This is a genomic window from uncultured Shewanella sp., assembly GCF_947501225.1.
GTDB lineage: Bacteria > Pseudomonadota > Gammaproteobacteria > Enterobacterales > Shewanellaceae > Shewanella.
On the sequence record NZ_CANMUW010000013.1, the window covers coordinates 77,118 to 91,733 of the forward strand.

Annotated in this window: 9 protein-coding genes; 6 read left to right on the forward strand and 3 right to left on the reverse strand. The window is 50.3% G+C overall.

Features of this window, described 5'->3' with window-relative positions; translation table 11 throughout:
* Positions 1-237: 237 nt before the first annotated feature.
* Both xerD and brnQ read right to left on the reverse strand, forming a co-directional pair.
* Entirely contained in the window at positions 238-1,152 is a 915-nt protein-coding gene (gene xerD / locus Q1B47_RS16810; protein ID WP_299796060.1) for a site-specific tyrosine recombinase XerD, read from the reverse strand.
* A gap of 105 nt (positions 1,153-1,257) precedes the next feature.
* Positions 1,258-2,601 (reverse strand): branched-chain amino acid transport system II carrier protein, encoded by a 1,344-nt coding sequence (gene brnQ, locus Q1B47_RS16815; RefSeq protein WP_299796196.1) that lies wholly within the window; start codon positions 2,599-2,601, stop codon positions 1,258-1,260.
* Positions 2,602-3,064: 463 nt separating this feature from the next.
* Between brnQ and Q1B47_RS16820 the strand changes: the two genes are divergently transcribed.
* The 6 genes from Q1B47_RS16820 to Q1B47_RS16845 all read left to right on the forward strand — a co-directional run bounded on the left by Q1B47_RS16820 (position 3,065) and on the right by Q1B47_RS16845 (position 13,108).
* The gene (locus tag Q1B47_RS16820; protein WP_299796062.1) at positions 3,065-3,799 is read left to right on the forward strand and encodes a methyltransferase; all 735 of its coding nucleotides are present in this window, start codon (positions 3,065-3,067) and stop codon (positions 3,797-3,799) included.
* A gap of 154 nt (positions 3,800-3,953) precedes the next feature.
* On the forward strand, positions 3,954-5,180 hold the full coding sequence (gene srmB, locus Q1B47_RS16825; protein WP_299796065.1) for an ATP-dependent RNA helicase SrmB: 1,227 nt from the start codon (positions 3,954-3,956) through the stop codon (positions 5,178-5,180).
* A gap of 387 nt (positions 5,181-5,567) precedes the next feature.
* On the forward strand, positions 5,568-6,785 hold the full coding sequence (locus Q1B47_RS16830; RefSeq protein WP_299796068.1) for an efflux RND transporter periplasmic adaptor subunit: 1,218 nt from the start codon (positions 5,568-5,570) through the stop codon (positions 6,783-6,785).
* A complete protein-coding gene (locus Q1B47_RS16835) occupies positions 6,785-9,925 on the forward strand; it encodes an efflux RND transporter permease subunit (protein WP_299796071.1) in 3,141 nt (1,046 codons plus the stop codon). Before Q1B47_RS16830 ends, Q1B47_RS16835 begins: the two co-directional genes overlap by 1 nt.
* 134 nt (positions 9,926-10,059) lie before the next feature.
* Complete coding sequence (locus Q1B47_RS16840) at positions 10,060-10,737, forward strand: TatD family nuclease-associated radical SAM protein (RefSeq protein ID WP_299796074.1); 678 nt, start codon at positions 10,060-10,062, stop codon at positions 10,735-10,737.
* Between the two features lie 154 nt (positions 10,738-10,891).
* Positions 10,892-13,108, forward strand: coding sequence for a PAS domain-containing protein (locus Q1B47_RS16845; RefSeq protein ID WP_299796077.1), 2,217 nt, complete (start codon positions 10,892-10,894; stop codon positions 13,106-13,108).
* A gap of 49 nt (positions 13,109-13,157) precedes the next feature.
* Here Q1B47_RS16845 and Q1B47_RS16850 read toward each other — a convergent pair whose 3' ends face one another.
* A complete protein-coding gene (locus tag Q1B47_RS16850; protein ID WP_299796080.1) occupies positions 13,158-14,543 on the reverse strand; it encodes a hypothetical protein in 1,386 nt (461 codons plus the stop codon).
* Between the last annotated feature and the right edge of the window lie 73 nt (positions 14,544-14,616).

Sequence of the window (14,616 nt, forward strand, 5' to 3'; positions counted from 1 at the left end):
TCTACTCAGTCATTACTGCTCGGGTATGTTCATAAAAGATTAGACCTTATTAAGGCCTGAAAAGTTACAATTTCAATATAAATAAAGCAAATAATAACTGTAAGCAGATTAGTGCGCGCTTACTATACACCATGTATTAGCAAAATATGAAAGCTATCTCTGCGATAAAATTTCATTAATTGTAGTGAGGTCACATTCCGGTACGGAACCAGACCTAATATCTAACCCAACAATAGCTTAGCCCCGTGGGTGGTGCTCGGCGTGTAACTGGTTCAATCTTGCTTTTGCAACATGGGTGTAGATCTGGGTCGTCGACAGATCGCTATGGCCAAGCAGTAGCTGTACCACACGCAAGTCAGCCCCATGATTGAGCAGGTGAGTCGCAAACGCGTGCCTCAGGGTATGGGGCGACAAATCAACAGAGATACCCGCACGAAGGGCATAATGTTTAATTCGATGCCAGAAAGTCTGCCTCGTCATCATCACTCCACGCTTAGAGGGAAACAGCACATCGCTCTGTTTCTGCTTTAACAGTTCCGCCCTCGCCCCACTGAGATAATGCTCAATATTATCCACCGCGAGCTCCCCCATAGGCACCAAGCGCTCCTTTCCCCCCTTACCAACCACCCGCACCAACCCCTGACGCAGACTAATTTGCTCCATGGTCAGACTCACCAGCTCGGTAACCCGGAGTCCAGTGGCATATAGCAGCTCTAACATCGCCTTATCCCGGCACTCTATCGAGTCCTCAACATCCGGCTCACCGAGCAGCCTGTCCACATCGGACTCACTGAGTGAACCCGGAAGCTTTCGGGCTATCTTCGGAGGTTTAATCTGTTCGGCAGGATTAACTTCGATCCGCTTCTGAATAAGCAGGAATCCGTAGAAGCGCCTGAGGCTGCTCACCAACCTGGCGCTGCTTGTACGGGCAAATCCCTGCTCGAAACGGATATCCAGATAACTGCGGATCCCCTCTTGAGAAACCTCGATTAACAGCTGGCCAGCGCGTTGAATATGACGATCGAAATGGGTCAGGTCGGTCCGGTAGGAAGACAATGTGTTATCACTCAAGCCTCGACTCGACCACAAGTCATCGAGAAAGAGCTCGATCAGCGGATCGGGGCAATAGGTTTCTTCTGTGGACTCTGCCAATCTGTTTCCTTAATTGTTTTGCATTTTTAACAGAAATTTTTATAAAAAAGGCGTAGCTGAAAACAGCTACGCCTCATTCTAAGCCAGGTTAGTAACGAAAGGAAATCAGTTCAACAATGGCTCGGACTTTGGCTTTTTAACGAACAGACAAGCCAGAATGGTCAAAGCCGTCGGCAACAACCAGGCCATGCCTTCGTTATGCAGCGGCATAAAATCAACCAGAGTAACGTTGATGCCCGCGGCCTTCAAACCGTCGATAGCACCGAACAGCAAGGCAACGCTCAACACGACACGGTGGGAGAACTCAGGCATAGCAAACTTCTCGGTCAGGAAGGTCACCGCAACTAAGGCGATAGCCACCGGGTAGATGGTGTAAAGCACCGGCACACTGATGCTGATCAGTTGTGACAGACCTACGTTGGCAACCGTTGCACATATCAGGCTGATGATGATGACAAACTTACGGTATGAGATGCCGGTAAACAACTCATTAAAAAACTCGGCGCAGGCGGTAACCAGACCAATAACCGTTGTCAGGCAGGCAAGCGTCACAACGGCAGCCAACAGTACCTGGCCTAAGCTGCCAAACTCATGGTTTACATAGTTGGTTAAGATCACACCACCATTATCTGCGCCTACGGCAATATCACCGGCCGTCGCGCCAAGATAGAAGAGTGAAATATAGACGAAGGCAAGCCCGGCGGCGGCAATTAAGGCGGCTCTGATCAGATACTTAGTCTGCTGCTTGCTGTCATTGATCCCTTTTCTGCGAAGAATATCGATGATCAACATACCGAAGATCAGAGACGCCAGGGTATCCATGGTGTTATACCCTTCCAGGATCCCTTTGGTTAACGGGCTGGACTGGTAATCACCAACGGCCTGACCGACTTCGGCACCCGGCAACATGAAAACAGAGGCAGCCAGCCCCACCAAAAGTATCAACATGATAGGGGTCAATACTTTTCCAACGCTATCGAGCAGCTTGCCCGGGTAAAGCGCGAGTAACATGGCGCCACCGAAGAAGATAACTGAGTAGATGAGTTGAGATACGTTAAGGGCTAGCCCCGCAACCATAAAGGTCGCACTGCTATCTTCCAGAAAAGGTTTAAAGCCCATCTCATAGGCGACAAGCCCGGCACGGGGAGCGGCAAAGGCAGGACCTATAACGATATAGATGGCCACGGCAAAAGCGGTTGCAGCGAATGCAGGCAAGAGTCCCATCACCTTACCGTTGGCCTTAGCCACGGCTATCAGAGTGATCAGAGGCAAGGTCACCGCTGTAATTAAGAAACCAATCATGGCCAGCGTCATGTTTTCACCCGCCAGAAAGCCGGCCAGTGGTGGGAATATCAGGTTACCCGCTCCCAAAAAGAAGGCGAAGGTCATAAACCCTAACCCTAAGGTATCACCTATACTCATCTGTTTATTTTGCACTTTTTGCCCCATCATCTTGTGTTTTTAACGATCTCAAATTATTACGCCCGTTTCAGGCACCACTAACATAGAGATATAAAAATAAAGTGTAAAGTTTGAATTACACAGGTCCGTGGTAAATTTGGCCGATACTTGGCGAGTTTATGAACAGAAGCGGGAAAAACTGACGCTAAAATTGCTTAAAAACTGGTTTACCTACCCGAAACCGGGCGCCAAGCCCCATTCCGGAAGCATACTATTACCAAAACCAGCCAAACTTTACAAGGAAACAGCTCAAACCGGGAACAAACAACACCACCCCTATAACAACTAAAAAACAAAGCGATAACACAGATCACTTAAAGCTAGCATTTATCAGGCCTCCAGTGAGTCAGACGACAGATTACAACGGCACAAAGCGGCAGTTCATGACTCCTCATCGCTCCCGGGATAGAGTACAATTCCCGCCAATTTTACTAAGTAATAAATAAACCTGATGCCATTTACCTTTAAACAGTTTCATATCGACGACTTCGGCTGCGGCATGCCCGTCAGTACCGATGGCGTGATCCTGGGAGCCTGGGCTCCCCTGTCTGATGCACAAAACATTCTGGATATCGGTGCCGGCAGCGGTTTACTCAGTCTGATGGCGACTCAGCGCAGCAAGGCCGAGGTGACTTCGGTAGAGCTTGACGATACCGCGGCGAACGCCTGCCAAAAGAACTTTGCCGCTTCCCCCTGGGCCTCCAGATTAACTTTGATGCACACGAGCGTGCAGGATTTCTGTAAACATCATCTGCAATCTGACTCCTCCCTGTTCGATCACATCATCTGCAATCCCCCCTACTTCAAGGGAGGAACTCAATCGAAAAACCGACTCAGGGCGCAGGCTCGTCATACAGACACACTTGATTTTGGCGCACTACTCGAATCGATCGCCACGCTACTCTCCCCCGAGGGGACGGCAAGCCTGATCCTCCCCAGCCAGAGTATGGGAGACTTTGAACTTGAACTGGCTGAGTCGCCCCTTGAGTTTACCCGGATAACGGACATTTCAGACTCGCAGCGTAAAGCCCCACATCGTCACCTGTTCACCCTGCGCCATAGAACGACAGACACAGAAGAGCGGCGTGACAGGCCCAATACCGACCACTTTTATATCAAAGAGCTCGATGGCCGCTATACCGAGCAGATGAGGCAGCTGATCACGGGCTTCTATCTGAAATATTAGAAACCGGCTCTCAGCCATGACCTCCAGGGATGAGCACACGGAGACCCGGCCTGCTCCCTCACGGCCCCTTTCCCTCGCTCTGACTCAACAAAAGATTTAAGTTGGCGCAATTAACCTTTATAATGTGCGGCTGTTATTTATTGAGACGCCGCACATGCTATTTGAAGATCTCCTGCTTGACCCTATCCTGTTAGAGTCATTGAAAGCCATGGGCCATCACAAGCCTACCACCATTCAGCAACAAACGATCCCATTGGCCATGGATCAGCGGGACATTCTTGCGCGTGCACCGACTGGTACAGGTAAGACAGCCAGCTTCCTGTTGCCTGCGCTTCAGCACCTTATCGATTTTCCGAGACGCTTTTCGGGTCAGGCCCGTATCCTTATATTGACGCCGACACGGGAACTGGCAAGTCAGATACACAGATATGCCTCTCATCTGGCTTCAGAGCTGGACTTCAATACCGCCATCATCACAGGTGGAGTGCCATATGGACCGCAGGAGGAAGCGCTGAAAGGCAACATAGATATCCTGGTAGCGACCCCGGGGCGACTGATGGAATATCTGGACAAAGGGAAGTTTAATGCCGAAGAGGTTGAGGTTCTGGTTATCGATGAAGCCGACAGAATGTTGGATATGGGCTTCTCTGCCGTCGTCGAAACCATAGCTATCGAGTCTGTCGGCCGTAAACAGACTATGCTGTTCTCTGCCACTCTGGAAGGCAGTGATGTTGGCCGCTTCTCTCACCAACTGCTGACCGATCCGGTAAAAGTTGAAGCCGAGTCCCCTCGCAGTGAAAAGGCGAAGATCCATCAGTGGATCCATATCGCCGATGATAAAGAGCACAAATTCAAACTCCTGTGTAGCATTCTTCAACAGGAGGATACCAAGCGAGCCATCGTCTTCGTTAAGACCCGCGAAGCGGTCGCCAGCCTGGAAGGCCAGCTGCAGAAAGCCGGCATTCCCTGTAGCTTTATGCGTGGCGACATGGAGCAGAAGCAGCGCTTCCAGGCGTTGGGACGCTTCATAAAGGGTGAGGTCAACGTGTTACTGGCGACCGATGTGGCCGCACGTGGTATCGATGTCGATGACATCTCTCATGTGATCAACTTCGATATGCCCAGATCTGCCGATACCTACGTCCACCGTATCGGTCGTACCGGCCGCGCGGGCGCAAAGGGAACGGCCATCTCTTTAGTCGAAGCCCACGACATTCGCGTCGTAGGCAAGATTGAGCGATACATGGGTCAACCGCTTAAACGTCGATATATCAAAGATCTCAGACCTAAAAATAAAGAAGCTAAGCCACCGGGGAAAAACAAGGTAAAACCGGGTGACAAGAATTACAGTAAGAAAAACAAAAAGAAGAAGAAAAAGTAACGCTTATCTATAAGCACTTAGTGCCGAGTTAAATTCTTGTATAAGAGCCGCTATCTGCGGCTCTTTTTTTTGCCTTACAAACAATCAACCTGAGTCCGACTTAAGTAGAGACAACAGAAAAATTGCTCTCAAGCCTAATCATTCACGGCTAAAGCCGCTCCTACATAGAGAACCTCAAGCACTTACAGTTCGTAACAACTCCCCCCCGTAAGCTCTGGAATTAAAAAAGATAGTGCTTTTAACGGGTTCCGGCTGATAATTTTCGACTGTTCTCCTCCTGGCCCGAGTAATTTGATACATTTTATTTACAAAAACAGATGTATCCCTCCCCGCTACTCTGGTAATTTAGGAGCTAGAAAAATTTCAGCATGGAAAAGCGGGATAACAATGATAAAAACAATACTCAGGAGATCTTCTCCCCTCCTTATTCTTTTCGTCTTTATCGGAGGGGCGGCCCTCCTTATCAGTACCAAAGAAGCACCTGAGCAGAAAGAGGAGCAGGTTCCCCTGCCAATTATTGATGTGCTGAGTGTAAAGCAGCAAACTGTCTCGCTAAACCTGCCCTCCTATGGCGTCGTCACCCCAAAAAATAAGACTCAGCTGGTTACCGAGGTTCAGGGCAGGCTGTTAACCATCTCGCCTAACTTCGTCGCAGGTGGCGTGGTCAAAAAAGGCGAACAGCTTGCCGTTATCGAGCCATCAGATTATGAAGCCGATCTGATGCAGGCCCAGGCGTCTCTGGCACAGGCAAAAGCGGCGCTGGAAGAGGAGATCGCCCGAGGCGAGGTCGCGAAGAAGGACTGGGCTGGTTACGACGGCGGGCTACCACCGGAGCTGGGCTTACGCTTACCTCAACTGAAAAAAGAGCAGGCAAATGTAAAGTTTGCCCAGGCGGCTCTGGCACGCGCCCAGCGTAATCTCGAGAGAACTATCATTCGCGCTCCCTTCGAAGGCATTATCAAGTCCCGTAACGTCGATCTGGGCCAGTATGTCACCTTAGGCACCAACTTAGGCGAACTCTACGATACCCGAATAGCTGAGATACGCCTCCCCTTAGCCAATAACGACCTGGCCTACCTTGAGTCGGTGGACAATCCGGATACCCAGGTAACATTGAGTGCTTCCTTAGCGGGTAAGAGTGTGACCTGGACCGGCAACATCATACGCAGCGAAGGGGTTATCGATGCCGAAAATCGTATGGTTTATCTCGTGGCCGAAATAAAAGACCCCTACCTCAGGGAGGGGCGTATCGAGGGACAACTGCCACTGAAATATGGCACCTTCGTCACGGCCGTCATTAAGGGCCGCACCGTAGAGGGAATAGTCAAGCTTCCCCGACATATCGTTCGTAACGGCCAGGTGATTGTGGTATCTGAAGACAATGTTATCGAACTACGTGAAGTGAATGTCGTTCGTACCGATATCGACAGTGTCTATATCAAAGGCAGCCTGAATGATGGCGAACGGATCTCGCTCACTAAACTCAATAACATCACCGATGGCCAGTTAGTGAAGATCCTGGGGGAAGCCGATAACAGCGGCACAGATACTCTCGATGCCGATGCGCCTAAGGAACAGCATCTCGCCGTAGCAGGTGATCAATAATGGATACCAAAAAAGGAGTGATAGCCTGGTTTGCCCGTAACAGCGTGGCAGCAAACCTGTTGATGTGGGTCCTGATCATCGGCGGCTTATTCAGTGCGGTACTGATAAATAAAGAGGTCTTCCCCTCATTTGAGTTGAACTACCTGCGGATCTCCGTGGCTTACCCCGGCGCCGCCCCTCAAGAGATTGAAGAGGGGATCAACATTAAAATTGAGGAGTCGATTCAAGATATAAACGGCATCAAGAAGGTGACCTCGGTTGCCAGTGAAGGGATGGGCTCGGTGACCATTGAGGTGGAGGATAGCTACGATCCTCAGGATATCCTCGATGAAGCAAAACTGAGAATCGATGCCATCTCCACCTTCCCGGATAATATCGAAAAGCCCAACATCTACCGGATTAAACCTGAAAACAACGTCATCTGGGTCTCTGTTTATGGTGATATGGACCTGCATGAGATGAAAGAGCTGGCTAAGAGCATCAGAGAGGATATTACCGCCCTTCCCTCTGTCACCCGCGCCGAGGTCACAGGTGTCAGAGAGTATGAGATAGGCATTGAGCTGTCTGAAGATAAACTCAGGGAGTATGGGTTAAGTTTTGCGCAGGTGGCTCAGGCCGTACGCAACTCATCGATCGATCTTCCCGGAGGCTCAATTCGCGCCCAGGATGGCGATATATTACTTCGTACTAAGGGGCAGGCTTATACCGGCGATGACTTCTCGAACATAGTCGTTTCAACCCGTCCCGATGGCAGCCGTATCATGCTGCCTCAGGTCGCAACCATTAAGGACGGATTTGAGGAGCGGCTGGAGTACACCCGCTTTAACGGTTTACCCGCCGCCATCATAGAAGTCACCAGCGTCGATGACCAAAATGCTCTGGATATCTCCCAGGAGGTAAAAGCCTATATAGAGCAGAAACGTGAAACTCTGCCGGCTTCGGCCAAACTTGATACCTGGGGAGACCTGACCCACTATCTCAAGGGGCGTTTGAACATGATGTTATCCAACATGTTCTATGGCGCCATGCTGGTCTTCATTATTCTCGCCCTGTTCCTTGAGATAAGACTCGCCTTCTGGGTCATGATGGGGCTCCCTGTCTGCTTCCTGGGAGCCATGTTGCTGATGCCGATGGAGCCCTTCTCGCTCTCTATCAACATGCTGACACTGTTTGCCTTTATTCTGGTACTGGGTATTGTGGTCGATGACGCCATCGTTATCGGAGAGAGTGCCTATACCGAGATTGAGCGGCATGGTCACTCACTCGACAATGTGGTCAAAGGTGCCAAGAAGGTAGCCATGCCGGCAACCTTCGGGGTGTTAACCACGATTGCGGCCTTTATGCCAATGTTAATGGTCTCAGGACCACAGGGAATCATCTGGAAATCGATCGGCATGATCGTTATCCTGTGCCTGCTCTTCTCACTGGTCGAGTCCAAGCTTATCCTGCCCGCTCACTTAGCCCATATGAAACCGTTGAAGCCAAGGTCTCAACTCGGGCGCTTCGGGCGTTTCAAGGCAAAATTAAACGATAAGGTGCAGTACTTTATCCATCATCAATATCGTGTGTTCCTCGAGCGCTGCATCAGGCAGAGATATAACGTGGTCGCCACCTTTATCGGTGTACTCATCCTATCTATCGCCCTCGTCGTCAGTGGTAAGGTGCGCTGGGTCTTCTTCCCCGATATCCCCTCCGACTTTATTCAGGTACAGCTGGAGATGGATGAGGGCAGCTCCGAATCCAACACCCTCAAGGTGGTCAAGGAGATAGAGGAGGCCCTCTATACGATGAACAGCCGGATGGAGGCCGACAACGGTTACCCGGTTGTTAAACATAGCTTCATCAACATGAGCTCACGAACTTCGGCATTTATCTTTGCCGAGCTGACCAAAGGCGAAGATCGTGACGTGGATGGCGTCACCATTGCGACAGCCTGGCGTGAGCAGCTGCCGGAGCTTATTGCGGTCAAGAAGCTTAACATCAACGCCAGTACCAATGAGTCAGGTGGCGACATCTCCTTCAGGCTGACATCGAGCAATCTGGAGCAGCTGTCTCAGGCCTCAACCGAGCTCAAGCAGAAGCTTAAGAGTTACGAGGGAGTCTATGATATTGCCGATAACTTCTCATCGGGCAGCCATGAGATCCGCCTGCAGATAAAACCGGAAGCGGAAGCTCAGGGTCTGACACTGTCTGATCTGGCCAGCCAGGTTCGTTACGGTTTTTATGGCTTTGAGGCACAGAGGATCCTGCGCAATAAGGAGGAGGTGAAGGTGATGGTGCGCTACCCGCTGGAGCAGCGCCGCACCGTGGGTCACCTGGAAAACATGATGATCCGAACGCCATCGGGCATTTCGGTTCCCTTCTCAACCGTGGCTGAGATTGAGCTGGGTGATTCCTACTCATCGATAACCCGGGTCGATGGCCGTCGGGCGATAACCATTACCGCCAACGCAGATAAGAATAAGGTCGAACCCTCAAAAATTGTCGCTGAGATTCAGAAGGAGTTCATGCCATATCTTGAGGGACAATATCCACAGATATCGACCTCTCTCGATGGGGGAAGCGCCGATGAGCAGAGCGCCCTGGTGAGTCTGATGCAGGGATTCTTCTTTGCACTCTTTACCATCTATGCCTTGATGGCGATTCCGCTCAAGTCATACAGCCAACCTCTGATCATCATGTCGGTGATCCCTTTCGGTATGATTGGCGCACTGTTTGGTCACTTCATTCTCGGGCTCTCGATGAGCATCCTGAGCCTGTGTGGCATCGTCGCACTCGCGGGTGTGGTGGTAAATGACTCCCTGATCCTGGTCGACTTTGTCAACAAGGCACGTAGCCAGGGTCAATCTATCACCCAAGCCGCGATAGAGTCGGGCTGCTACCGATTCAGGGCTATCATACTGACATCGTTGACGACCTTCGTCGGCCTGGTGCCTATCATTATGGAGAAGAGCCTGCAGGCCAAGATTGTGATCCCGATGGCCACCTCTCTCGCCTTCGGTATCCTGTTCTCTACGGTAGTGACCCTGGTTCTTGTGCCGCTGCTGTATATCATCCTGGATGATATCAGACGGGGTATTCGACGCTTCTACCTGTGGTGGTGGCAACCTAAGCCAGAACCGGATCGCAGTGAAGCCTGAGCACGGCATTTAAAGCTAATTTAATAGTCTGAGATAAAAAGGGAGGCCTGGCCTCCCTTTTTCGATCTGACCAACAGTTTCCTAACGGGCATTAGGTTAGACTCGACCCTATTGTTTTATCTATATCTCCCTCTATGACTCTCTCAAGCCAAACCGACTCATCTAAGGTCGAGTTAACCAGCGAAGCTGTAACACATTCATCCTCCGAAGAGCTCAGTGCCACTCTGGTTTACGATATCCGTAACAGCCGTTATCTCAATATCACAGGTCGCTGCACCTTAAGATGCCAGTTCTGCCCCAAGCATAATGGCAGCAAGCAGGTCCATGAGTATCAGTTAGATCTGATTCATCAGCCCAAAGCCGAAGAGATCATCCCTCTTCTGGGCGATGTAGAGCGTTTCGATGAATATGTATTCTGTGGTTATGGCGAGCCGACCCTCAACCTGGATACCCTGTTGACTCTGGCCAAAGAGATAAAGCGCAGGGGAGGCTCTGTAAGGGTTAATACCGATGGGTTGGGAAACCTGTTTCACAGACGCAATATCCTGCCTGAGCTGGCAGAGTCGGTCGACGCACTCTCCATCTCCCTGAATGCAGACACAGAGCAGGCCTACCTCAACCACTGCCGGCCTAAACTAAAGAACTCATATCAGGCAGTTTGTGACTTTATTCGCCTCGCTCCGGACTATATCGAAACGGTTCAGGTGTCAGCCATCGACGGGCTTGAAGGTGTGGATATTGAAGCTTGCCGTAAATTTGTGCTGGAAAGCGGAGCCGAATTTAAACATAGGGTCCTGGGGATCGTCGGCTAACGCTAAGCCTCAGCTGGCATGAAGCATACTGCTCATACAACCAAGATAAATCACATTAATTATCACCAAGTTAGAAGGGTGTAACTGACGGTGTCCGAAATGTGGATTTATGCTAACATGAGCAGCAATTAAGTAAACAAGTATAAGACTCTGAATGCTGACGCAAAAACAACCTCTACTTATCGCCGCTCAAGGGATCCACTGGTCTAATCAACGATTAATATCTGTTGGCGCCCAGTTGTGTCTGCTGCTACTCAGTGTTGTTTTACTCAGCAATGTGATCATCACCCTTGGCGAACGCAGGCTACAGGAGGACTGGGCGACACAGAGATACAGTGAACTTCAGGCTGTAGGCACCCTGATCGCCGACAAGGTCTCATTTCAACAGTTTCGTACCCAGATGTTTGCTAAATCTGAACTGCTCAACCGCTACCTGAATATTCCCAACAAGGAGAGGCAGGAGAAACTAGAGGACAACTGGGCGGTGATCACCAAGAATATTCCGGAGCTACTCGATATCGCCCTGTTTGATCCCCAGGGTAATTTTAAGTTCGCCACCAGCGATGACTTTGGGCACGAGCCCCTTCCCCCCTCTCTGCTCGGTGGTTCACGAAACATGGGAGGAAATGAGATCTATACCTCTCCTCTGGAGTTCAGCCCGATAAACGGCAAGCTTGAACCCTATCTGTATCAGCTCGCCTGGCTGGAGAATCCGGATCAGAGCATCAGAGGCTACCTGGTCACCTATAACTCTATGTCAAAAATGCTCAAGAGCATCAAGCCGGCCTACTCCAGCTCAGAATCTCCTCTGCTGATGCTCGATACCCAAGGACTGGTTTATGCCGGAGCGGACTCACGTCCATCCTTGAAGCGGGTGCCCGACACCATGGGCGGCAGCCTGAAACAGAGCTACCCGGCGCTTTGGCGCAAGATGGCCATGAGCAACTTCGGTCAGTTCCACGGCGATAATGCCACCTTCGTTTACCTTAAGGTCGAACTCACGACCCAATATGAGACCCGAAGAGAGTATTTTCTCGTCTCATATGTTCGTAACGACGATATCGCGGCTAACTTTTCCCAATGGAGAAGCATCCTCATAGGTGGCGCGACAGTTCTTACCTTTCTCGCTTCTATGCTGATAATACTCAGCCACTCTTACCGTCTGGAACAGCGTTCGAGAGAGTACAGCATCGAACTGGCAAACCGCCTGTTTCACCGTGATCTGGGCTGTATCATAGTCAATGATAACAAGCGGGTTATTTCGGCCAACCAGATGGCGGCTGAACTGTTAGCCCTCCCCAACGACGAACTGCTTGATCGAAGCTTACAGCGCATCCTGCACCTAGAGGATGAAGATTATGCTCAAATTATGGAGCAGCTGCAGCAGGAAAGTGAGTGGAGGGGTGAGTTCGATGCAGGCTCGGATAGTCAGGCTAAACTGATAGCACATATCAAGACGCAGCAAAGATCCGGTAAACATGATCCATACCTGTTGATCACGTTTGAAGATGTGACCGAGCTGAAAAAAGCTCAACATGATGCCCATGTCAATCAGATCCTCAATGATACGGCCGTCCCTACGGCATTGATTAAGGCCGACGGTACCCTGCTCAGAACCAACACGGCATTTGCCGAACAGATACAACTCAATGAGTGTGCCAGCAAGAAGCTGACAGAGATATTAGATCCCAACCTTGGCAATAAATGGTCGCAAATTTTACAACAGATCATCCTTCAGGGAAGCTGGAAGGGGCAGGTGCTCTGCTCCCCCGGCAGTGCAGAGAGCGCCTGCTTGAAAGCCACACTCAAGGGCAACCTGGACTCCTCCGGCGATATCGAATATATCGTCTGCACCTTCGAGCAGGCGACGCCCAAAAACAGCATACACGACAGCGGCGACTTCGTTCCCCACCGCACCACGATTCTGGTCAACCTGAGAGATCTTGACAGCTACTTCAAGTCTCTCAGCCAATACAGCAGAGAGAACTCCAGCCTGCTGCTGATAGATATCACGGCCGAGAGTATGCTCAGCCATATGAGTGATATCGGTCAACTGGAAAACAGACAGAAAGAGGTAGAGATCCAGCTGCTTCGGGAACTCCCCGCAGGATATCAGATGTCTCATTGGCAGCTGGGCAAGCTCATTATTATATTGCCGGATACCGACGCCGATAATGCCCATCACTTCGCCATAAAATCTATGGCCAGCCTCAACGACATGGGGTTAGGCGAAGGCATCTGCATGGGTATCGCAGCCTATCAGGATAACCAGAGCCTGGAGCAGTACCTGAGTAATGCCGAGGTTGCACTCAAGCGCGCCAAACAGACCGGCGAGCAGAAGATCTGCCAGGCATTTACCCGGTTGAGTTGATTCCTGGCTCCTGGCTCCTGGCTCCTAGCTTTTAGTTACCAGGAGCTCTTTAATCTATCTCCTCTATCCCGTCGGGAAGATCACTTTGACTCACATCGACTATGGTCGAGCGGTTCATGGTGATCTTGTAACGGGCATATTGAACCTCATCCTTGTCATCCCTCAGGGCCAGAATCATATTTATCTGATACCTTCGCTCCACGGAATCATTGCTGATCTTGCCATCCTGCTCCTTATATATCTTGGCTTTGCCCCGCTCCAGATATCGCGCAAACGGTGCCAGGCTGAAGTTAACCTGTTCCTGAATGGTGGTGTAACCTGCTAAGAAATCTTTCTGAGTCACTCTGGTATGTATACCGTAATGTAACACTTCGGCATCAAGCTTATTCTGGCTATGACGCCGCTTCAGGATCTCAGAAACCTTAGCTGGCAACTCAGCAGATTTCATAAAATCCATCCAGACAAGTTGCTTGGCTATCGGAGCCTGACTGGTGGTATCCCTGAGAATGCGGCTCCATTTAGGCCGCCCCTTCTGAATCACCCGCCATAGGGCATTACGTATATCTTCCTTAAAAATTTCCCTGAATCCATAGATAACCGCCAGCGTCAGAACCAGTGCAATAGTAAGACCGCTGAACACCCCCTGCGCCTTGATAATCAGGGCGGAAACCACCAGCATCACCATGGCGGTGGCGAAGCCTGTCGTCACCTTCTTCAACCCCGTGCCTAACACCTTGAACTCATCTTTTAATACTACCCCCTGCTGAATTAAGCGTCTGAGAAGCAACATCTTATTTGAGATACGATTGGGATCTTCTACGGTATGCTGAGAGTTATATCGCTTCGACTCTCTGTGCTTGCTCTCTGCGCGACACAGGCCAATGACATTATCTACAATTTCGCTATATTCACTGCTTCTTGGCGCCCGCGATAACAGCTTCAGCAGCCGCTGCTCACAGAACCAGGAGAGGTAGTTATCGGCATTTTCAAAGTAAGACTTCCACTTAGGATCGCTGGGCTCATTACGCCTGAACTTCTTCAACAGTTGAATAACCAGCTTATTGAGATCATTGAGCGCTGAATAGAACTCCTCAACATCCTCTATCTGCCCCAGCTCTTTACTGTCGGTTTCGATGGCGACCGCAAACTGATATGCAAATAGATTCAGATAGAGACGAAACTCCTCGACCGTACGTTTCTTCTGACTCGCGAAGCGGCTCTGTACCAGAGGCAGATGTATGGCCGTTGAGTAATATGAACGACGACCGGTGATCGCTGAGTGATAATACTCCTCCTCATTGAGGCTGTGTGGTCCGATCCCCATCTCTTTAGGGAGAAAGAAGTAGAGATCCAGACGTCGGTTAGCCCCCACCTTCATCTGATGGATAAACTTTATTGAGAGGGATTCTTCCTGTTTGACTCGAATTTTAGCCACTGAACTCCTGAAATATTTAGAATATTAAATCAATATACCCAAACTCCCACTAGGCGTTCATTTCAGCTTTACC